Raw genomic sequence first — 21307 nt, 5'->3', positions numbered from 1 at the left:
ATCTCACATTTCCACCATCTCAAAGTACAACAACAATTCAAGACAAATGAGCAACCTTTCCAGAAGAAAATTCATCATCACCGCCGGAGCAACAGCAGCCGGCACCTTACTAGCCCACGGTTGCAGTTCCGGTTCCACCACATCTAGCGCAACTTCCAGCAGCGCCACACCCAGCGCCGCCCCAGCAGTCAACATCAACCCTGCCGACGCCCCAGAAGTTACCGCAGCCAAACTCGGATTCATCGCCCTCACCGACGCAGCACCCTTAATCATTGCCCAAGAAAAAGGGTTATTTGCCAAGTACGGAATGAAAGACGTACTTGTTGATAAACAAGCATCTTGGCCAGTTACTCGCGACAAATTAGAACTCGGTTCCGACAAAGGCGGCCTTGACGGGGCCCACATTTTATCCCCTATGCCTTACCAATTGACATTAGGCACAATTACCAAAAACAATCAGCTAGTGCCGATGAACATTGTGGCGCGGTTAAATACTAACGGTCAGGCAATTTCGCTCAGCAAAAAATACCTAGATTTAAAAGTAGGTACAGACAGCGCACCCCTGAAGGCAGGTTTTGGCAATCAAAACGTTCCTGTTGCTATGACTTTTCCCGGCGGCACCCACGACTTGTGGATGCGCTACTGGCTAGCAGCCGGCGGTATTAATCCAGATACAGATGTTTCGGTGATTCCCATACCGCCGCCCCAAATGGTAGCGAACATGAAATCTGGCAGCATGGAAGCCTTTTGCGTAGGCGAACCTTGGAATGCTCAGCTAGTTACTCAAAAGGTAGGATACACCGCCTTAGTAACCGGAGAACTTTGGAAAGACCACCCAGAAAAAGCTTTAGCTTTAAGAGGAGATTGGGTTGAGAAAAACCCCAAAGCTGCTAAAGCAATTACAATGGCCGTACTGGAAGCCCAGCAGTGGTGCGACAAGGCAGAAAATCATGATGAGATGTGCCAAATAATCTCTCAAGATAAGTGGTTAAAAGTTCCAGTAGCAGATATTATCGGTCGCTCTAAAGGTCAAATTGACTACGGTACCGGCCGCATAGAAGCTGCCAGCCCAGTGGCGATGAAATTCTGGGCGGATAATGCTTCTTATCCCTACAAGAGTCACGATGCTTGGTTCTTAGCTGAAAATATTCGCTGGGGCTATATCCCGGCAACTACCGACATCAAAGCAACCGTTGATAAAGTTAACCGTGAAGATATTTGGAAAGCAGCAGCGACAGCACTTGGCGTTCCCGCAGCCCAAATTCCTACTACCAGTTCTCGCGGTGTCGAAACCTTCTTTGACGGCGTGAAGTTTGACCCAGAAAAACCAGAAGAATATCTGAAGGGTCTGGCAATCAAAAAAGCATAATTAGTTGGTTGAGTGTTGACAGTTTAGTGTTGACACTTGACACTTGAGAAATGCCTAAAATTGACGGTGTTGGATCGAGAAAAACAGAGGACTCGTTCTACGGAATAAACCTGCTGAACTCTGTTCAAAGTATCTACAAATAATCGATTATTCACAAAACTGCAAAAAAAATGGCAACAAATCTCGCTGTTACTAAAAGTAAAAATCCCGTAAATTTAGTTCTGGATCGGGTTCAAAAAAACCGCCGAAAAATCATCCGCCCGCTGGTAGCAATTACAGTTCTGCTCATAATTTGGCAAATCCTCTGCCACAGTCCAGAGTCCAGCTTGCCGGGACCAATCAAAGCTGTCCAAGAAACCTGGAATCTGATTATCAATCCGTTCTTCGACAACGGCGGTACAGACAAAGGCTTGTTCTGGCAAATTTTGGCTAGCTTGCAGCGGGTGGCGATCGGGTTTACTTTGGCAGCAGTTCTCGGCATCAGTTTAGGAATCCTGATCGGCACAAACTCCCTAATGTTCGATGCTTTAGACCCGCTGTTTCAAGTATTCAGAACTATCCCGCCCCTGGCTTGGCTGCCGATCGCCCTAGCTGTATTTCAACAGTTCAATCCCTTTGAAGGCATGGGGGTGAAAGCTAACGAAGTGTCAGCATTATTCGTCATCTTAATTACAGCAATTTGGCCGATTTTAATTAACACGACAGTAGGCGTTCAACAAATACCCCAAGACTACAGAAACGTCGCCCGAGTCTTGCGCCTCCCCAACCAAAAATACTTCTGGAAAATCCTGCTCCCTTCTTCTGTTCCTTACATCTTCACTGGCTTGAGAATTGGCATCGGTTTGTCTTGGCTGGCGATCGTAGCTGCGGAAATGTTAGTCGGCGGCGTCGGCATCGGCTTCTTCATCTGGGACGCTTACAACAGTTCTCGACTCAGCGCCGTGATTCTAGCAGTGCTTTATGTAGGAATTGTCGGTTTGATTTTAGACAGAATTGTTGGTTTTATCGCTTCCAAAGTTGTTCCAGAAGAACAGAAATAGGATTTGGGAATGGGGAATTGGGCATCGGGCATCGGGCATGGCGAATGGGGAATGGGGAATGGGGAATGGTTGCCAACTACAAACTGCTAGAAATTAGTTGTAAATTAATGCCCAATGCCCAATGCCCAATGCCCTGCGCGGGCCAATGCCCAATGCCCAATGCCCAATGCCCAATGCCCAATGCCCAATTAATAATCAGCATCATACAAATTACAAAGTAACCTAAAATTACCATGTCAGTATTTGTTGAAGTAGACCACGTTGACCGCGTATTTAACTTGCCAAATGGAGAGCAATACATCGCTCTTAAAAATATCGAACTTAAAATAAAAAAGGGAGAATTCATCACCTTAATCGGACACTCGGGCTGCGGCAAATCTACGCTGCTAAATATCATCGCCGGTCTCGACAAAGCAAGTCAGGGCGGGATTATCTTAGAAGGACGCGAAGTCCGCGATCCAGGCCCGGACAGAATGGTGGTGTTTCAAAATTACTCGCTGCTACCTTGGCTGACGGTGCGCGAAAATATCGCCCTAGCAGTAAATGAAATTTACAGCGGTAACTCTCAAGAAGATCGCGAGTTGGTGATCGAACACCACATTAAATTGGTCGGACTCGGACACGCCGCCGACAAACGCCCGGGCGAAATTTCTGGGGGGATGAAACAAAGAGTTGCGATCGCCCGTGCTCTGGCGATTCGCCCGAAATTGCTGCTGCTAGACGAACCCTTCGGCGCCCTCGATGCTTTAACTCGCGGCGGTTTGCAAGAACAGTTGATGAAAATTTGCGAGGAGAGCAAAGTCACCAGCGTGATGGTAACTCACGACGTGGATGAGGCTTTATTGCTCAGCGATCGCATTGTAATGCTCACCAACGGCCCAGAAGCGCAAATCGGGCAAATCCTCGAAGTAAACATTCCCCGCCCCCGCAAGCGCATGGAAGTTGTCAACCATCCGAGTTACTACGCGCTGCGCAACGAAATGGTTTACTTCCTCAACCAGCAAAAGCGGGTCAAACAGCGCCGGGCCAAACAACAACCGCCTGTCATCGCCCGCAACGGCCTGGAAAAAATCAACCTCGACATCGGCTTTATTCCCCTCACCGACTGCGCGCCCTTAGTTGTAGCCAAAGAAAAAGGATTCTTCCAAGCCCACGGCTTGGAAGAAGTTACTCTCAGCCGCGAACCTAGCTGGAAAACGATCGCCCAAGGAGTCGCCGAAGGACGGCTGGACGCGGCGCAAATGGTCGCAGGAATGCCGATCGCCATGCTGTTGGGCCTGGACGGCGAAGCCCCTGTGCCCGTCTGCAGCGCCCTCACCCTGTCCCGCAACGGCAATTCGATTGTTTTCAGCAAACACCTGTACAAACAAGGCATTCGGACGTTAGAGGATTTCAAAGCTGCGATCGCCAAGACTCCAGATAAAGTTCACACCTTGGGCATGGTACACTCGGCCTCCATGCACAACCTGCTGTTCCGCTACTGGCTGGCCGCCGGCGGCATCGACCCCGACCTCGACGTGGGCTTGACCGTCATTCCGCCTCCGCAGATGGTATCGAATTTAAAAGCAGGCAACATTGACGGCTACTGCTCGGGCGACCCCTGGAACTCCCACGCAGTCAACAGCGGTACAGGTTTTGTCATGGCGCGTTCCCTCGATATTCTGCCCGGACACATCGAAAAAGTTCTCGGTGTTACCGAAGATTGGGCTCAGAAATATCCTCAAACCCACCTCGCCCTAGTCAAAGCGCTTTTGGAAGCCTGCGACTACTGCGACGACCGCCGCAACCGCGAAGAAGTCCTAGAGTTGATTAGCCAAGGACAATACATCGGCGCCGATCCGAAAGACATCCGTCCGGGGTTCATCGACCCGTACAACTCCGGTACGGAGGCAGAACCTGAAATGCTCTACAACTTCAACCAGTTCTACGTTGACAAAACCAATTGTCCAGACCGCCTAGAAATGGTGTGGGTGATGGCGCAGATGGCTCGCTGGGGACTGATTCCGTTCCCGAAAAACTGGGTGGAAGTGGTCGATCGAGTTTTGCGGCCCGATGTTTTCGGTCAAGCCGTGCGCGAATTGGGTTTGCCGGATATTTCCAGAGATCGCCGGACGATCGAGCTATTTGACGGCACTGTGTTTAATCTAGACGACCCGATCGACTATCTCCACAATGTCAAAATCAAGCGCGGCGTCCGCATTGAAGAAATCTTAATTGAACAAATAGGCAGTCAGTGTTCCATCAAACTGCCAGCATAACCAGCAAATAGGAACAGGGAATGAGGAGCAAGAAATCAGGAAACAAGACTCCACATTTCCCGCTTCCTAACTCCCTAATTTCAAATTCTCAATCCAAAGTTGTCATGTCTAATTCCTCAACCCAGAATCCCAATACTGAAAATATGCAAACTCTCAAAAGCCCCCAAACAACCAAAATTCAAACGGAGAAGCCAGACTTTCTTACGATTAAAGACGTATCGAAAGTCTACGAAACTCCTAAAGGCCCTTACGTCGTTCTCGACGGTGTAAACCTGACTATTAATGAAGGCGAATTTATTTGTTTGATCGGTCACTCTGGCTGTGGCAAATCAACTTTGCTGAATATGATCGCGGGATTCAACGGGCCGACAAACGGAGAAGTGGCCCTGCAAGGTTCGCAGATTACTGAACCAGGCCCCGATCGCATGGTGGTGTTTCAAAACTACTCGCTTTTGCCGTGGCTGACTGCTACGGAAAACATTCACCTCGGCGTTGAAAATGTTTACCCGAACAAGTCCGCCGACGAACACAATACGATCGTCAAGGAACACTTGGAATTAGTGGGGCTGACCGAAGCTTGTAACAAAAGACCGGGCCAATTGTCCGGGGGGATGAAACAGCGGGTGGCGATCGCCCGAGCTCTGGCAACTCAACCCAAACTCTTGATTTTAGACGAACCTTTCGGGGCTCTAGACCCAATTACGCGGGAAGAGTTGCAGGAAGAATTGCTGAAAATTTGGCGGCAGCACAAAATTACCGTCATTATGATTACTCACGATATTGATGAAGCTTTGTTTTTGGCCGATCGCATCGTGATGATGACCAACGGGCCTGCTGCTTCCATCGGCGAAGATATGCACATTCCGTTCAGCCGTCCCCGCAACCGGGCGCGGATTATGGAAGACCCGAAATACTACGAACTTCGCAACTTTGCTTTGGAGTTCCTGTTTTCTCGCTACGCGCACCACGAAGAGGATGAAGCAACGGACTCGGAGACAGAAGCCGTCGCACTACCGATGCCATTACCTGCTAGCAAAAAGCCTGCGTTTGCGGAGACTGCTAACAAGCCGATCGCACCTGCACCTTTTGTGTCTCACGCTGCTGCCGAACCCCCAGAAGTTTCGCCGATCAAACGCGGCATCCTAGCAGCCTCGTGGTTCGTAGCAATGGTTACTTTAGCAGCCGTCAATATGTCTGGTGTTTCCAACCAGCTAAAGCAAGCGAAACTAACAGAAACTGCACCTCCGGCGGCGACTGCGGCGGCGGTTGTGAGTTCTCCCCCCAGCCCGCAAATCGCAGCAAGTTCGATCGCACCAACTGCTAGCCCTGCACCCATCGCTGCTGCCAGCCCTGCGCCCATCGCTGCTGCAGCTAGCCCTGCGCCCATCGCTGCTGCCGCGACGGCTGCCTCGCCCAATGCAGCAACCAGTGCCGTCTCAGAGATTTCTGACCAAGCCGAACTCGATGCGATCGGACAGCAGTTGTATGCACAAATTGACCAAAATTGGAGAACAACTCCGACATTTACCGAAAGTTTGACTTATCGGGTCAAAGTAAAACAAAACGGCGATATCCTACAGTTCGATCCCACAAATAAAGCAGCTAAAGATTTCGTCAAAGAAACTCCTTTGCCGGTTTTGCAAACTCCTCCCGGTGCCACAACAGGCGCTGAAAAAACTGCTGAATTCCAAGTAACTTTTAGCCCCACCAACGGTGGCGTATTTGAAGTTAAATCAGGGAAGTAAGCGACATAATACTCCCGCACTAAATCTCACATTGCTATCAACAACTAGGTCAAAAGTAGTACCGGCGCGCTGTTCGATCCCTGCAAAAATTCCTCCTAGCCCCCCCATCCTTGGGGTGACAAGATTTAGGTCAGGAGTCCCTCTAGTTGAGAGGAATTTAGGCGCAGCGAGAAGCTGGCTACAACCCAGATCGATCGCGAGTTTTAGTAAGAGATCGGTTAATTTTAAATCAGGGTATTGTCCGTTGTTGTAAAGCATTTTTGCGGTAATTTAGTAACTATTGATACATTATTTGCAGGAGCTCTCAGTTCCGACTATAATGACGAATTACCAATTACCCATTAGCTTTCAAAAATTAGCATCTAAAATCACCAGATGGAAACTATAAAAACTCTTTGCCCTTACTGCGGTGTAGGTTGCGGTCTAGAAGTTGTTGCCGACAAAAAACAAAATTGGAAAGTGCGGGGCGATCGCAATCACCCATCAAGTCAGGGCATGGTTTGTATTAAGGGAGCAACCGTAGCAGAGTCGATTCGGAGCGATCGGCTACTTTATCCGATGATGCGAGATACTCTCGACCAACCGTTCCGCCGCGCTAGCTGGGACGAAGCTCTCGATGCAATTGTTAACCGCATCCAAACAGTTCGCAGCACCAGCGGCCCAGATGCTTTGTGCGTTTACGGTTCGGGTCAATTCGCTACAGAAGATTATTATATTGCCCAGAAACTAATGAAAGGTTGTCTGGGTACTAATAATTTTGATGCTAATTCTCGCTTGTGTATGTCTTCAGCAGTTTCGGGATACGTTCAAAGTTTTGGTTCGGACGGGCCGCCTTGCTGTTACGACGATTTAGAATTAACAGATTGCGCTTTTATTATCGGCAGCAATACAGCGGAATGCCATCCGATTGTATTCAATCGATTAGCAAAATACCACAAAAAAAATCCAAATGTTAAGATGATTGTGGTAGATCCGAGGCGGACTCCGACTGCTGAAGCGGCAGATTTGCACTTAGCAATTAAACCTGGTACGGATATAGATTTGCTTAACGGAATTGCATATTTGCTGTTGCGGAGGCAAGCAATAGATCCTGAGTTTATTCAAGAATGCACGGCGAATTTTTCAGCTTTTGCTGAGGTTATTAGCAGCTACACGCCGGAGTTTGTAGCATCGCGCTGTGGCATTACTGTCAGCGAGTTAGAAACGGCGGCAAACTACTGGGAACAGTCGCAGCGGGTTTTGTCGCTGTGGTCGATGGGAATCAACCAGTCCTCCGAAGGCACGGCAAAGGTGCGATCGCTGATTAATTTGCACTTGATGACCGGTCAAATCGGCAAACCGGGATGCGGCCCGTTTTCCCTCACCGGCCAGCCAAACGCGATGGGAGGGCGGGAAGCCGGAGGACTGTCTCACTTATTGCCGGGATATCGGTTTGTGAAAAATGACGAACACAGAACCCAAGTCGAGGAGTTTTGGGGAATCGCACCGGGAAGTATTTCCCCGAATCCGGGCCGCACAGCTTGGGACATGATTGTGGGCTTGGAAACTGGGGATGTCGAGTTGCTGTGGATTGCAGCTACAAATCCGGTGGTGAGTATGCCGGATTTGGAACGCACTAAAGCCGCTTTGCTGCGATCGCCCTTTACTATTTATCAAGAAGCTTACTATCCCACTGAAACCTCCGCCTACGCTCACATCCTGCTGCCGGCAACGCAGTGGAGCGAAAAAACTGGGGTGATGACGAATTCCGAACGCCGCGTTACCTTTTGTCCCGGTTTCGACACTCCCTCCGGGGAAGCCCGCGACGACTGGAGCATTTTCGCCGAGGTGGGACGGCGGTTGGGTTTTGCCGAACACTTTGCTTTCGAGAACAGTGGGGAGGTTTTTAAAGAGTACGCGCAGTTGACGCGGGGTCAGCCTTGCGACATGACCGGACTCAGCCACGAATACATCCGCCAAGAAGGGCCGCAGCAGTGGCCTTGCCGGGAAAACGAGCCTGTGCATCCAGCGAACGAAGCGAAACGGCTGTATACTGACAGGCGTTTTCACACTCCTGACGCGCGGGCGAGATTTTCGGCCTATCACTCCCGGGGACTGGCAGAACCTCCCGATCCGAATTATCCGTTTGTGTTGACGACAGGGAGACTTTACGGACACTGGCACACGATGACGCGGACGGGTAGAACAGAAAAAATTAATCAATTGCACCCCGATCCGTTTTTGGAAATTCACCCGCGCGATGCTGCCAAATTGCAGATTAAGGAGGGGGATTTGCTGGAAGTTCGATCGCGCCGCGGCAAGGCGCAGTTTCCGGCAAAAGTCACCAAGGCGATCGCCCCGGGTACGCTATTTGTACCGATGCACTGGGGTTCTCTGTGGGCCGAAGGTGCTGAAGCTAATGCCATGACTCATTCTGCAAGCTGTCCAGATTCCAAACAGCCCGAGTTAAAAGCTTGTGCGGTGCAGTTGGTACTGGTTGGGGCAGAAGTTGCAGCAGAAGTTGCAGCAGAAGTTGCAGCAGAAGTTGGGGAATTTAATTGGGCAAAATCCACCCTCGCCGTCACTTCTTGAGCTGCCCTCCAACTATGGGATGTTACAACTCACCGAATAACGAGGGGGAAGCCCCTGGCGATCGACATGGGGATGAACGCAGTTGACGTTCGGCGCTGAGTCGAGTCGCGCTGAGTCGAACGATTTGAGATTTACTCGACAGATGAATCTGGGAGCTTGAACAAGAGTCTAAAATTACGATCTCTAGACGACTCCTTTCGTTCGCAAGTATCCGTTTTTAGGGTAACAACCTCTCTCGATCGAACAATGTTGATCCCGGACGCACCCTACACATAAATCTCAAATCCTCAATCCCAAATCTAAAACCTACAATCGTTATGCCATTACCCAGCCTACAAGCTGCGTTTCCCCGGCAGAGCCCGGGAACGAGGAAAATTAAATTTATTTATTCTAAGTTTTTCCTTCTTGATGGGGGGTTTTTCCTTCGGGAGAATGTCTTCTGGCGAATGCCTTCTCCTTTCTTTTTAATTAATCGAGTCAGACAATTGCAGTTTGCACCTATAGGTGCTATGATGTTTTTACAAGGCTTTATTTTCGGCAGTACAGTTCGTTCTATCGGCGTTCCTCCGGATTTAAATCTCTACACCCTCTGATTCTGGAGAATGTTCAATGTCAATCTATGTCGGCAATTTATCCTACGAAGTAACGCAGGAGCACCTCAGCCAAACTTTTGGAGAGTACGGAACAGTAAAGCGCATTCAATTGCCTGCTGACCGCGAAACAGGCCGGATGCGTGGCTTCGCTTTCGTAGAAATGTCTACTGAAGCCGAAGAAACCGCAGCCATTGAGGCTCTTGACGGTGCTGAGTGGATGGGTCGCGACCTCAAGGTCAATAAGGCAAAACCCCGCGAAGAACGTGGTTCTTCTAACAGCGGTAACTGGGGCAACAACGATCGCGGTGGCAATTCTCGTCGCTACTAAACCACCCGAGCTAAATTTTTAGCTATCTTATATATTGCGTCGGAGCAAGCTGGGAGTCAACAATCATTCTCTGTTGAGAATAGATAGTGAGTTCAGTGGTCGCACCGCGCCTTAGAATCCTCAAAATATTGCTAGACAATAGTTTGAGGCTTTTTTATGGCAAAAATTATTAATCAGGAGTTCGATCGCGTGCGATCGATTCCTAGCTGACACGCAAAACTAGAAAATATAAAAGGCACAGAGAGTCGCCTTCCCCAGTGCCCGGGTGGCGCCGTAAAACCAGGCAATCACAGAGTTTTGCGCTTGCAAAGTGTACCGAACAATGACAGAATCATTAAAAATCAAGACTAAATCACTTTTATGCTGAAAAAAATATTTAGGCAAATTTCTAAGTCAAGCAGTGATGAAAATTTTCTGCATTTTACAGAAAGTGTAGAAGTAGTAATATCGAAAATATTATCACTGGCGATGATTTTGGTAATCCTCGTCAGCGTTTGCGATTTGCTGATTTTTTTAGCAAAAGAATTGGTAAACCACAGTGATGATTTGTTAAAAGACACGTTGTTTGTCATATTTGGGTTATTTTTAAATGTTTTAATTGCTCTGGAAATCTTGGAAAATATTACAGCTTATCTGAAAAAGCACGTAATTCAAGTAGAGCTAGTTATTGTAACTTCTTTAATAGCAGTATCTCGAAAAATTATCATTCTTGACCTGGAAAAGAAAACCGCAGCCGACTTGATTGGTTTGGCGATTGCAATTTTCGCGCTTTCAATCAGTTACTTGATAGTGCGGTACACAAATAAAGAAAAAGATTAATATCGGGAATTAGGAACCGCCTCGCTGAAGCAGGGGGATTTTTTAATAAAAAATATCATATCCGGTCGTTCGACCGGACATGATATTATTCCAATAAACCAGGAGGAGGCACAATTTCAATTCTGCCTTGTTCTAAGTCAACAACTGGCACAATCTCTTCCACAAAAGGAATCAATATTTTTGTGGATTTAGGCTCTTTAACACGAATTTTCCGTGGTTTGCGGGTATTTCTGGGGTCAGCGTTGGCTTTGGGAGTTTCAGGCTGTTTTGGCTTTTCTAATTCTGCGACGACAGTTTCCGGCGGCGTTAGATTCGTTTCAACTTCTAAAAGGTCGTTACCTGCGGGAATAATATCACTTACCTTGCCTAAGATTTCCCCGGTTAACTGGTTAATAACTTCCATCCCGATCAAATCTTGGACGTAAAACTCATCAGATTCGAGGTAAGGTCGATCGGTCTTTTCAACAAACAACTTGCAGCCCCGCAGCGCCTCAGCACTATCGCGGTCTTCCACACCCTCTACCTCTACAGCATACAGCCCTTTACCCGGAATGTAGCGACCGCCCAAAAACTCGATCGGTTCCGGTTCACTTTTGTTAGGGCGCAAAATCCACCGCTTCCCAGGTTCGATAAACCTTTCCGGGAAATCCGAATCGGGATAGACTCGCACTTCCCCGTCCAAACCTTGAGCTGCTACAATTTTACCGATTTCTATCCACTCAGACATATATTATATCACTCAAATTGCTACTAATTGATAATGGGAATTGGCAATTGGGAATTGGCAACTGAAAAACGTTGAATTATGTTTGTTCTTTCTTCCCTCTTCCTTCTTCCCTCTTCCTTCTTCCCTCTTCCTTCTTTACACCAATCCCGTCCTCAGCGCTACAACTGCTGCTTGCACGCGGTCATCCACTGCCAACTTATTCATAATACCGCGAACGTGAGTTTTAATAGTATTTGGACTCAAGTAAAGCGCCGCTGCAATTTCGGGATTGCTGTTACCTTCCACCATTAATTTTAACACCTCCAATTCCCGCTGCGACAACTGACCAAAAGTAGTTGTAGAGGCAGGTATCGGGGGTTTGAGGTGTTCGATGACAGTCCGGGCAATTTGAGGGTCAAGATATGTCGCCCCCTCTGCTGCGGCTGCAATCGCAGCTAACAGCCTGTCTACGGAAGCACCTTTAATGCAATAAGCATCAGCCCCGCTAGAAAGGGCAGCAATAATTTCAGTTTCTGCCGTGTGAGAAGTTAACATTACTACTCGAACTTCTGGCAGTTGTGCTTTAATTTGCTGCGTCGCTGCTATGCCGTCCAGCCGAGGCAAACCGATATCCATTACAATAATATCAGGTTTGAGTTTCAGTGCGGCTGCTACGCCTAAATAACCGTCTTCTGCTTGTCCTACTATTTCTATTTCTGGGGAATCGGCTAAAACTTGCTCTAATCCCAGTTGCATCATCGGGTCATCTTCAACAATTAAAATTTTCATAATACGAAGGAAGAAGGAAGAAGGAAGAAGGAAGAAGGAAGAGGGAAGAAGGAAGAGGGAAGAAGGAAGAGGGAAGAAGGAAGAAGGAAAGAAGGAAGAAGGAAGAGGGAAGAAGGAAGAGGGAAGAAGGAAAAAGGATTACTTAGTTGTTAATATTTTACATGAAATTATACCGAACCAATAACAACTCACCAATAACAACTAACTAATGACTAACTTTTAAAACTTCAACGAATTCGCCGGGCCAAATCCAGGTTTCCGATGCGGGCAAAACTGCTAAACCACTCGTATTTGCAAGGTTAATTAAATTCGCTGAATTTTGGCTGCCGCTAGCAGGTTCAAATTCCCAGACTCCGGCAACTAAATGCAGTTTACCCCAAACATAAGTTTCGCGCCGACCGTGCGATCGCAATTCAGCTTGACACCGAACCCGGACAAACTCGGGCCCCCAAGCATCCTCGCCAAGCCCAGAAATTTTTCTCAAAGCAGGCACAACAAACCGCCAACAGCAGACTAAAGCCGAAACAGGATTTCCCGGCAAACCAAAATAGAGACAATCCGAACTCAAACTCGGCGAATCATCATTTTTTTCACCTCGTTTAAATGCAGCAACAGTTAAAGGTTTCCCCGGCTTAATCGCCACAGAACTAATGTGAACTTTTCCTCCCAAATCCCCCAAAATTTTCTCGACATAATCGTAGTCTCCTACCGAGACGCCCCCCGTAGAAAGCACCACATCCGCCGTCGCAACAGCCCGGGATATCGCCTTATTTAACGCATCTTCATTATCAGGAACAATCCCCAATCGAATCGGTTCAAATCCCATTTGTGCCAACAAAACTGTCAAAGCATACTGATTCGAGTCTACCAGTTTCCCCGGTGCCAAAGGTTCGTCGGGCGATACCAATTCGTCACCAGTAGAAAAAATGGCCACCCGCAGCCGCCGATAAACGGGAACTTGAATGCACTGTGCAGTTGCTAACACCGCCATTTCTGGAGCATTGATAACTGTACCGGGAGTTAACAAAGTTGTTCCTGCTTGATAAAAAGCGCCTTTGTGCCTGACAAATGCTTGCGGTTTTTCAGGAGAAACTAAGATAAAAATGCGATCGCCCTCTCGCCTCGTTTCTTCCTGCATTACCACCGTATCAGCACCCGCTGGCATCACAGCGCCCGTAAAAATTCGCGCCGCTTGCCCCGATTGTACAGTATGTTGAGGCTGATATCCCGCTGGAATGTCTTCAACTATATCAAGTGCGATCGGTTTTTCGGCGCTGCAATTTTCCACATCAGCAAACCGCACCGCATACCCATCCATTGCGGAATTGTCCCAATAAGGAAAATCGAGGGAACCAGTGACGGGTGCAGCCAAAATGCGCCCCGATGCTGCCAGCAAGTCTACAGTTTCTACATCCTGCTGACTGTCGAGGGGTTGGGCCAAATTTAGAACGATCGATTCTGCTTCTTTCACTGACAGCATGACTGTCTCCTTGTTTTGATAATACTCCTAATTAACTTTAGCAAAATCTCCATAGATATTGGTGATATAATTTTTTTATATTTGGGCAGTAAACCTAATTTTTGATATAAATTGCTTATGACTATTTCTCGCTTGGTTGTTCAACTCAATTGTTTATCCTTATTCCTAGTAGCGCTGCTGATACTTTTAACTCAACTTTCCGGCTTAAAAGTCAGCGATTTATTCTTTCACCCTTATTTTTCCCCCAATCCCACTGTCGCCTTGTTAACTCGGATATTCCAGATTTTATGCTCTGTACCAGTCATTCTTTGTACTTTCACCTATGGATTAGCTCAAAGTATTCAACCGCGCCATATTGAAAATCGTTTTATTTTATTTTCCGCTCTTTTAACAGGTGGATTTATGCTAAATGAAATTTACAGGATTCATATATATATGATAGCATTAGGAATTCCCAAGCTAGGAGTAAGTCTTTTATACGCTGTTGTTTTGTCTTCCTACGGATGGTTTTTTCGGCGAGAACTACAGTTTACTCCCTACCAAATACTGTTAGCTGGTTTGGGGTTGTTGTTTTTTGCGATCGGCGTTGATGCACTCAATTTTAAAAGCAAGATAATTTCCAGCTTGCTGGAAGGAGTACCTAAATTGTTTAGCGAAATCAACATTGCGTTTTTTTATTGGTATGTCTGTAAGTGTTTTCTGCAAAAAGTTTTTTATCAAACTATTAATAGCTAGTTAGAAGTAGGTGATATAATGAGCAAAAGTGCATAAAAAATATTCCTAAAGTCTTCTTGCCCTATCAATAATATTTACAGCATCTGCATCGATCGGCATTGCTCCGCATTCATATACATTATGTGGCTTAAAAATCCCAACGCATCCTGATAAAAAAATACCATGATAGCAGTTACCATAAACTTCAACTCGATCGCCAAAATAACCGACGACCAATTTTATCAACTATGTCGCGAAAACCCAGATGTCAAATTTGAACGCAACGCCAAAGGAGAAATAATCATCATGCCACCCACAGGAGGAGAAACCGGAAGTTATAATTTTGAAATAGCTACTGATTTTGGAATTTGGAACAGACAAAGTAAACTGGGAATTTGTTTCGATTCTTCAACTTGCTTCAAACTGCCAAGCGGTGCCAATCGTTCTCCCGATGTCTCTTGGATTGAAAAATCAAGATGGGATGCACTCACTCCCGAACAAAAACAAAAATTCCCTCCCATTGCCCCGGATTTTGTCTTAGAGTTAATGTCGCCGACAGACTGTCTCAATGACACTCAAGACAAAATGCAAGAATACATGAATAACCAAGTCAAATTAGGCTGGTTAATCAACCGCAAAACGCGCCGAGTTGAAATTTATCGCCAAGGACAAGAAAAAAAAGTTTTGGAATCTCCAACAGAACTTTCAGGAGAAGATATTTTGCCCGGTTTCGTGCTAAACTTGAAAACACTCTGGCAATAACTAGACATCTTCCATCTATCAGCGTTTATTTGCGTTTATCGGCGGTTTTAAAAAAATTATGGAAACTAATACAGAAACGACTGCAACCACTGGCTTAACAGCGGAACAACACAAACAGAAAATGCAGCGCCGCCAAGAAGTGCAATCACAGCGAATCGCTAACTCCTCAAAAGAAAAAGGTTTAATTATAGTCAATACCGGTAACGGCAAAGGCAAAACTACAGCCGCTTTGGGAATGGTTGTGCGATCGCTCGGTCACGGATACCGGGTCGCCATAGTACAATTTATCAAAGGCGCGTGGGAACCCGCAGAGAAAGCGGTTTTTCAACTGTGGGAAAAACAGCTAGAATTTCATGCAATGGGAGAAGGTTTTACCTGGGACACGCAAGACCGCGAGCGAGATATCGAAACAGCTCAAAAAGCCTGGGAAAAATCCCTAACTTTTATCTGCAATCCCGAATTTAAATTAGTTCTTCTAGATGAAGTAAATATAGCATTAAAACTAGGTTATTTGCAAGTTGAGCAAGTGCTCTCCGGGTTAGACCAAAAACCCGAAGAAACCCATATTATTTTAACAGGCCGAGGCGCCCCCGCAGCGCTAATCGAACGGGCAGACTTGGTGACAGAAATGACATTAGTTAAGCATCCATTTCGAGAACAAGGCATTAAAGCTCAACCAGGTATTGAGTATTAATGTTGTTTGTAGTCAAGACTTTTTCCCCAATTTAAAATGGATCTACGCTGGCAACGTTAAAGTAAAAGTTGACCCCTTGCCAAACTCGCTATTCACCGTAATTTCTCCGCCCAGCATCTGAGAGTATTTCTGCGCTATTGCCAAACCCAAACCCGTACCTCCGTACTTGCGGGTAGTCGAAGCATCAGCCTGTGTAAAAGGTTGAAATAACTTTTGTAGCTGTTCAGGAGTCATCCCAATCCCTGTATCAGTACACTTAAAAATTAACCTTTCAGAATCCCAATCATTCTCGTCATTTTTAATTCTTTCAACGCTGAGTTTAATTGTCCCTTTATGAGTAAACTTAGCTGCATTGCTGAGCAAATTAAACAAAATTTGAGTAAACTTAATTTTATCGGAATACAATTCGCCAATATTATTAGGACACTCAACATTCAGGCGATTGGTGTTTCGCAAAAATAGCGGTTCAACAGTTTTCGCTACATCTTGAACTGCCTCCGACACGTCAAAAGTCTCTAATTCAAGTTCCGCGTGACCGGCTTCAATCTTCGACAAGTCCAGAATATCATTAATTAATGTTAGTAAAAGCTGGCCTGCATTGTGAATTCTCTCCAAATCCGACACAAAAACTTCTTCGCCCAAATCTAAAGCCTCTTCTTGCAGAATCTCGCTGTAACCGATAATCGCATTCAGAGGAGTTCGCAGTTCGTGGCTCATGTTAGCCAAAAACTGACTTTTAGCCAAACTAGCGGCTTCTGCGGCTTCCTTTGCCTTGTAGAGTTCTGCCTCGGCTTGCAAGCGGTCGGTCACGTCGTGAGCCAGCACTAATTCAGCATTTCTGCTATCAAATAGCAGGGTATAAGAAGTAATTTGTACATCAATAATTGTTCCGTTTTTTTTCTTGTGCTGCCACACACAGGCAAAATCAATACCGGCATCTACTTGTTGGGATATATTTTCTAGCAATCTCGGCAACTTTTGGGGGGGACTAATCTCCGTAACGGTCATGTTGAGAAATTCGTCGCGAGTGTAGCCGTAGTGTTGGACAGCAGCCTGATTGACGGCTATAAATTCCAGAGTTTCTAAATCGTAAACCCACATCGGATGGGGGTTATTTTTAAACAAAAGTCTGTAGCGTTCTTCCGAGGCTCGCAGTTCGGCTTCGGCTTGTTTGCGCTCGGTAATGTCGCGGACAACAGTGCAAATAATCTCGCGGCCGCCGTAGGAAATCACGCTGGCGCTTACTTCCACGTCCACGCAGGAACCGTCTCGGCGGCGGTAGAGAACTTCCCCAATTCTGAATTTTTTGTCCGCCACCAGCAAGTCAATATTGCTGTCAATTATGTCTTTAGAGTAAGCGATGATATCGTAAATAGTTAGTTGCGAAATCGCATCAAGACTGTAATCGAGCAAGTTTCTAAACGCTGTATTGGCTTCCAAAAGGCGTTTGGTTTGAGCCTCCCACAAGAAAATGCAATCTGTAGCTTGCTCGACTACGGCTTGGTAGCGAGCTTTTTCCTCAAGCTGTTCGCTTTCGGCGATCGCGATCGCCGAAAGCATTCCGTTGATAGTATGGGCAAGGTCTGACAACTCGTCTTCGCCCGTCACCGGCAGCCGCACCGAGAGGTCTTGGCTGCTGCTGACGCGGTTGACTGCTTTCGCCAAACCGGTCAACCGAGATAGTACCAGATGCTCTAGCAGCAGCAGAGTGCAGCCGATCAACCCAACTCCCGCTAACCCTACAGATATCAGCAGGTACAGCAAACTGATCTGACCTTGCCGGTATATTTCTCTGGGGAGATCGACCCGCAATAGCAGCGCAGGCTGGTTGTAAATATCGCGGATCAGAGCGTAACCCGCGATCGACTCTTCGCTTAAAGGACGCACCAAAATCGGTTTTTTTTCCGACAGTTTCTCCCGCGCTTTCTGAAAGTCTGCAGGCAACCGAGCCTCATTAACGCTGTGTACGATCAGCGGCAAGCGAGTAATTTTAGAAACCTTCGCAATGCCCGCAGCATCTAAATTGCGCCCGAATATCAGCGTACCTCGGATCGGGCCGGTGCTTTTAGTCGTGAGAATTGGTCGGGAAGTAATCAGTATCGGCCCTGACGGTAGCAGCAGGATACCAGCAAGGCTGCTTTTGGCGTTGGGGTGCTTCAACAACAGCGGGTCACTGAGAGAAATGCGCCGTTTTAATGCTTCTGGAACAGGCGTTAGTTTCAGCTTTTCGCTGTCTAAACCCGTACCGTAAAGTATTTTGCCAGAAGTATTGACAAATACGGCTATATTAACTCTTATATTAGCCAGCCCTTCTGGAATTAAATTGGAGGCAATGAATCCTGAGTTGCGGTTTTGCATGAAAGTGTAGGTGTCGTCCCAGGACGACCAGTCGGCAAAGCGCGAGTTGAAGTCGTCGGCAGTTTGCCCGAACACGCTGAGAACTCCCCTGACAACTTGTGTGGCTTCTTGTTCCTCTGCTTTGACCAGGCTGCCCAAGAGGATGCTTGATGAGGCGACATACAGAATGCCAGTCAGTCCAGCGATGGTAATGCCAACTATCGATAGTGTTTTCCGACGCAGTTTCATCTTGCTCTGTGTGTGGTGTCCGTCCGAAATTCTCAACTCAGGAGCAATTTTACTACTGTTTCCTGAAGCCTGACTGGTGGCGCAGCGCGTGTTTCCTACTTTTCCCACACCTGCTGTTTGTGAGCTTCCTGGCAAATACTCAAGATGCGCCGATCGTTCTCGCTGATGGTGGCAATTGGGTAATACTGTTGCAGGTTTACAGAGTAGGGAGAGCGACTGCCGTCGTAACTGTCCACTACTGTTAAATTTAACTGAGTTCGATCGCTTGTGCCGTAAAAACAGTAAAAAGCAGACCGAGGCAGGTAAAAAGCGCCGACTACTTTACTCTGCCGCATTTCAAATACAAAATATTCTTGTTTAAGTTCATCTGGCTTGCTCGACTGGCCGTAGAGGTAAACGCCCTCTGCTAAACCTGTGCTAGCTGTATCTGGCGCAGGATTTGGGGGAGATTGCGACCTTAAAACGCCGGATTTGATGTCCGAGTCCTGTGTCCGGCGTGTGGAGACTGCAATGCTGAAATTACCGGGCGAGAGAGCAAGCGAGAGAGCAAGCGCGATCGCGATCGCTTTTAAACTTCCTGTCAATATCAAATAAGTCAAAACCACTCCAGACCCCAAAATTTAAAATACCTGGTTCCAAGCGCCTCTTGTACCAGTTTCACAAAGATTGTAGAGAAACCGGGTATTTGGCTTAATGTTGGCTATTAACTTGAAGGAACGATCGCCCGCCCGGTTCCTGAACTTAAATCTAAGATTAGTTTTGACAAATTTTGCGCCCGATCGGGGCGGGCGATCGGCCCATCAAATAATACTATTTTAGATTTTAAATTTTAGATTAAAGAATTGAAGAATTTGGCGTGACCTATTCCATCAGGGTTTGGATCGCGGGTCTACAGTTGCATTCTTTTTTTAAACTGGTATAAACTCGCATCTTGCACCATTGTTAATAAGCCTTGTACGGGCGGGCTAGAATATCGCATTCCACAAGAAAGTTTAGTCTTGGCTTCACAAGCCCGAAAGCCTGTTAAGCGAGAATTGTGCAAGATGTGAGTATAAAAGTATGCTTCCTTGCAGCGCCAACACGAAAAAAAAAGTTGAGATTTTCCTAAAATCTCAACTTTTTTAGTGACTAACTAGCCAAGTATTCTCGGACTTGAGATTGGCGACGCCGCAAATGGGCGAGGGCTTGATGTTCTAGCTGCCGCACCCGTTCCCGGCTGAGATTGAGCCGTTCCCCGACTTTCGCCAGCGACATTTCGGTGCCGTCTTCCAAACCAAAGCGCAGAATTATTACATCTCGCTGCTGGGGGGTAAGTTCTGATATCAAAGTATCGAGGTCTTGCCGCAGCAATTCCGAGGTAATGTAGTTGTCTGGAGATGCCGTTTCGTCTTCTAAGAGTTCTTGCAATTCGGTATCTTGATTGTCTCCTACCCGCAAGTCCAAAGAAACTGGATGTCTTGCCATCAGCAGGTATTCCCGAATTTGGGAAGGGTGCAGTTCCAAGGCGGCGGCAATTTCTGCAGGGGAGGGAGACCGACCCAACTGCTGCGTGAGTTCCCGCTGCACCTTTTTGATTTTGTTGAGTTTTTCGGTGATGTGAATTGGCAATCGAATTGTGCGGGCGTGTTGGGCGATCGCGCGGGTAATTGCTTGCCGAATCCACCAGTAGGCATAAGTAGAAAATTTGTATCCCCGCATCGGGTCAAATTTTTCGACTCCTCGTTCTAAACCGAGAGTACCTTCTTGAATTAAATCCAAGAATTCCATATTGCGTTTCTGGTATTTTTTGGCAATCGCCACTACTAGCCGCAAATTCGCTTCAATCATCTTTTGCTTGGCGCGCCGACCTAACTGCAATATCCGGTTCAGTTCAGCTTCGGTCAACTCCATTTCGGCAGCCCACTCTTGATTCGTCAGATCCCGCTGCCATTCTTTAGCAAGTGCTTGTTTTGCTTCGATTAATTTCATCATTTGCTGCACCTGCTTCCCGAAAACAATTTCTTCTTCTCGGGTTAGAAGAGGTACGCGACCGATCTCGTGCAGATAGGTACGAACCGTATCCGTTGAGGAGTATGGCCGGCTGCCCATGCGATCGGCTTTCACTGTTTTGTTTTTGGGGGTTGTGGTGGACATGGGTGAGTATTGCACTCCTTGTAACAACAGATAAAAAGTTGGTGATACCCTGTCCCACTTTTGCAAGTGGGATAAAGACTGCGACAGGGGGGATGTTTCCCCTCCTGTTTATCGGTGACGATCGGTAGAAGCTTGTTGTTTGGGATTACTTTTGTGCTTGATTTTCCAGTAATCCCCGTCGATTTTCGGTAGCTCGCTAGCTTCAACAGCTAGTTCAAGGCGAAGTGAAGCAAGACTTTAGTTTTCTCAATATTATTCCCATTTTTGAGGATCGTAAAGGGTAAAAACCTCTGTCTTAAGGTCAAGATTCTACATTTTTCCTTAAGGTTTTGAATTCCCTGCTAGTTTTAACTGCAACTCAACTTCACAATACTCATGCAAACAGACTCATGCAATTCGAGGGCTTTTTTTTGCTCTCTGTTCCATCATCGCTTGAAATTTTCTCGCTGCCTAGATGCTGGGATGCGAGATAACCGAACTCGATCACCGTATTAGCTACGACTTACGCTTTAAAATATATATTGACATTTTTCTGAGAATATGCTAATGCAACTCGGCTGTGAGTAAGTAAAGGTGTATAAAGGCTGGCTGTTGGGCTGTTTAAGTTGAATTGTGCCGCGATGCTCAACCAGATTTAAGCTTAGGCAAATTTTTTGAAGGTAGGGATGAGGGGTGAGGGGGTGAAAGGGGAAAAGCTTCTGGGTGAAAGCTGGGGGCTAA

At 46.8% G+C, this 21307-nt stretch carries 17 protein-coding genes; 11 read left to right on the top strand and 6 right to left on the bottom strand.

Annotated features, from left to right (window positions below):
- Positions 1 to 46 precede the first annotated feature (46 nt).
- From QUA20_RS08335 to QUA20_RS08300, 8 genes are all read left to right on the top strand, one after another.
- Positions 47 to 1369 (top strand): CmpA/NrtA family ABC transporter substrate-binding protein, encoded by a 1323-nt coding sequence (locus QUA20_RS08335; protein WP_333187535.1) that lies wholly within the window; start codon positions 47 to 49, stop codon positions 1367 to 1369.
- A 170-nt stretch (positions 1370 to 1539) separates the two neighbouring features.
- On the top strand, positions 1540 to 2409 hold the full coding sequence (gene ntrB / locus QUA20_RS08330) for a nitrate ABC transporter permease (protein WP_333187532.1): 870 nt from the start codon (positions 1540 to 1542) through the stop codon (positions 2407 to 2409).
- A 233-nt stretch (positions 2410 to 2642) separates the two neighbouring features.
- Positions 2643 to 4667 (top strand): nitrate ABC transporter ATP-binding protein, encoded by a 2025-nt coding sequence (locus tag QUA20_RS08325; RefSeq protein ID WP_333187530.1) that lies wholly within the window; start codon positions 2643 to 2645, stop codon positions 4665 to 4667.
- 104 nt (positions 4668 to 4771) lie between these two features.
- Positions 4772 to 6412 carry a nitrate ABC transporter ATP-binding protein gene (locus QUA20_RS08320; RefSeq protein ID WP_333187528.1) on the top strand — a complete coding sequence of 547 codons (1641 nt, stop codon included), beginning with the start codon at positions 4772 to 4774 and terminating at the stop codon, positions 6410 to 6412.
- Between the two features lie 375 nt (positions 6413 to 6787).
- Positions 6788 to 8983 carry a nitrate reductase gene (locus QUA20_RS08315; RefSeq protein WP_333187526.1) on the top strand — a complete coding sequence of 732 codons (2196 nt, stop codon included), beginning with the start codon at positions 6788 to 6790 and terminating at the stop codon, positions 8981 to 8983.
- Between the two features lie 317 nt (positions 8984 to 9300).
- Positions 9301 to 9576, top strand: coding sequence for a hypothetical protein (locus tag QUA20_RS08310; protein ID WP_333187523.1), 276 nt, complete (start codon positions 9301 to 9303; stop codon positions 9574 to 9576).
- Positions 9577 to 9592: 16 nt separating this feature from the next.
- Complete coding sequence (locus QUA20_RS08305; protein ID WP_172190665.1) at positions 9593 to 9904, top strand: RNA recognition motif domain-containing protein; 312 nt, start codon at positions 9593 to 9595, stop codon at positions 9902 to 9904.
- A 360-nt stretch (positions 9905 to 10264) separates the two neighbouring features.
- Positions 10265 to 10723, top strand: coding sequence for a phosphate-starvation-inducible PsiE family protein (locus tag QUA20_RS08300; protein WP_333187521.1), 459 nt, complete (start codon positions 10265 to 10267; stop codon positions 10721 to 10723).
- A gap of 85 nt (positions 10724 to 10808) precedes the next feature.
- Here the strand turns inward: QUA20_RS08300 and rimM are convergent, their stop codons facing one another.
- From rimM to QUA20_RS08285, 3 genes are all read right to left on the bottom strand, one after another.
- Complete coding sequence (rimM, locus tag QUA20_RS08295; RefSeq protein ID WP_333187518.1) at positions 10809 to 11450, bottom strand: ribosome maturation factor RimM; 642 nt, start codon at positions 11448 to 11450, stop codon at positions 10809 to 10811.
- 135 nt (positions 11451 to 11585) lie between these two features.
- Positions 11586 to 12218, bottom strand: coding sequence for a response regulator (locus QUA20_RS08290; RefSeq protein ID WP_015179099.1), 633 nt, complete (start codon positions 12216 to 12218; stop codon positions 11586 to 11588).
- A gap of 205 nt (positions 12219 to 12423) precedes the next feature.
- A complete protein-coding gene (locus QUA20_RS08285) occupies positions 12424 to 13698 on the bottom strand; it encodes a molybdopterin-binding protein (RefSeq protein WP_333187516.1) in 1275 nt (424 codons plus the stop codon).
- 117 nt (positions 13699 to 13815) lie between these two features.
- Here QUA20_RS08285 and QUA20_RS08280 point away from each other — a divergent pair, with 117 nt between their 5' ends.
- From QUA20_RS08280 to cobO, 3 genes are all read left to right on the top strand, one after another.
- The gene (locus QUA20_RS08280; protein ID WP_333187514.1) at positions 13816 to 14433 is read left to right on the top strand and encodes a hypothetical protein; all 618 of its coding nucleotides are present in this window, start codon (positions 13816 to 13818) and stop codon (positions 14431 to 14433) included.
- Positions 14434 to 14595: 162 nt separating this feature from the next.
- Complete coding sequence (locus QUA20_RS08275; RefSeq protein ID WP_333187511.1) at positions 14596 to 15174, top strand: Uma2 family endonuclease; 579 nt, start codon at positions 14596 to 14598, stop codon at positions 15172 to 15174.
- A 58-nt stretch (positions 15175 to 15232) separates the two neighbouring features.
- The gene (cobO, locus tag QUA20_RS08270; RefSeq protein WP_333187508.1) at positions 15233 to 15868 is read left to right on the top strand and encodes a cob(I)yrinic acid a,c-diamide adenosyltransferase; all 636 of its coding nucleotides are present in this window, start codon (positions 15233 to 15235) and stop codon (positions 15866 to 15868) included.
- A 42-nt stretch (positions 15869 to 15910) separates the two neighbouring features.
- On the opposite strand, the gene QUA20_RS08265 is transcribed toward cobO, so the two are convergent.
- From QUA20_RS08265 to QUA20_RS08255, 3 genes are all read right to left on the bottom strand, one after another.
- On the bottom strand, positions 15911 to 18562 hold the full coding sequence (locus tag QUA20_RS08265) for a CHASE4 domain-containing protein (RefSeq protein WP_333187505.1): 2652 nt from the start codon (positions 18560 to 18562) through the stop codon (positions 15911 to 15913).
- The gene (locus tag QUA20_RS08260) at positions 18550 to 19059 is read right to left on the bottom strand and encodes a hypothetical protein (protein ID WP_333187570.1); all 510 of its coding nucleotides are present in this window, start codon (positions 19057 to 19059) and stop codon (positions 18550 to 18552) included. Before QUA20_RS08260 ends, QUA20_RS08265 begins: the two co-directional genes overlap by 13 nt.
- A gap of 523 nt (positions 19060 to 19582) precedes the next feature.
- On the bottom strand, positions 19583 to 20587 hold the full coding sequence (locus QUA20_RS08255; protein WP_172190656.1) for an RNA polymerase sigma factor, RpoD/SigA family: 1005 nt from the start codon (positions 20585 to 20587) through the stop codon (positions 19583 to 19585).
- Positions 20588 to 21307: the final 720 nt, after the last annotated feature.

It is taken from the genome of Microcoleus sp. Pol7_A1, assembly GCF_036701085.1.
Lineage (GTDB): Bacteria > Cyanobacteriota > Cyanobacteriia > Cyanobacteriales > Microcoleaceae > Microcoleus > Microcoleus asticus.
The sequence above is the reverse complement of the archived record's forward strand: the minus strand, read 5'-3'. Positions and strand labels throughout refer to the sequence as shown.

Excerpts from the sequence above, each read along its gene's own strand:
- QUA20_RS08335 (WP_333187535.1), top strand. The coding sequence starts at position 47 with ATGAGCAACCTTTCCAGAAGAAAATTCATCATCACCGCCGGAGCAACA.
- ntrB (WP_333187532.1), top strand. The coding sequence starts at position 1,540 with ATGGCAACAAATCTCGCTGTTACTAAAAGTAAAAATCCCGTAAATTTA.
- QUA20_RS08325 (WP_333187530.1), top strand. The coding sequence starts at position 2,643 with ATGTCAGTATTTGTTGAAGTAGACCACGTTGACCGCGTATTTAACTTG.
- QUA20_RS08320 (WP_333187528.1), top strand. The coding sequence starts at position 4,772 with ATGTCTAATTCCTCAACCCAGAATCCCAATACTGAAAATATGCAAACT.
- QUA20_RS08315 (WP_333187526.1), top strand. The coding sequence starts at position 6,788 with ATGGAAACTATAAAAACTCTTTGCCCTTACTGCGGTGTAGGTTGCGGT.
- QUA20_RS08310 (WP_333187523.1), top strand. The coding sequence starts at position 9,301 with ATGCCATTACCCAGCCTACAAGCTGCGTTTCCCCGGCAGAGCCCGGGA.
- QUA20_RS08305 (WP_172190665.1), top strand. The coding sequence starts at position 9,593 with ATGTCAATCTATGTCGGCAATTTATCCTACGAAGTAACGCAGGAGCAC.
- QUA20_RS08300 (WP_333187521.1), top strand. The coding sequence starts at position 10,265 with ATGCTGAAAAAAATATTTAGGCAAATTTCTAAGTCAAGCAGTGATGAA.
- rimM (WP_333187518.1), bottom strand. The coding sequence starts at position 11,450 with ATGTCTGAGTGGATAGAAATCGGTAAAATTGTAGCAGCTCAAGGTTTG.
- QUA20_RS08290 (WP_015179099.1), bottom strand. The coding sequence starts at position 12,218 with ATGAAAATTTTAATTGTTGAAGATGACCCGATGATGCAACTGGGATTA.
- QUA20_RS08285 (WP_333187516.1), bottom strand. The coding sequence starts at position 13,698 with ATGCTGTCAGTGAAAGAAGCAGAATCGATCGTTCTAAATTTGGCCCAA.
- QUA20_RS08280 (WP_333187514.1), top strand. The coding sequence starts at position 13,816 with ATGACTATTTCTCGCTTGGTTGTTCAACTCAATTGTTTATCCTTATTC.
- QUA20_RS08275 (WP_333187511.1), top strand. The coding sequence starts at position 14,596 with ATGATAGCAGTTACCATAAACTTCAACTCGATCGCCAAAATAACCGAC.
- cobO (WP_333187508.1), top strand. The coding sequence starts at position 15,233 with ATGGAAACTAATACAGAAACGACTGCAACCACTGGCTTAACAGCGGAA.
- QUA20_RS08255 (WP_172190656.1), bottom strand. The coding sequence starts at position 20,587 with ATGTCCACCACAACCCCCAAAAACAAAACAGTGAAAGCCGATCGCATG.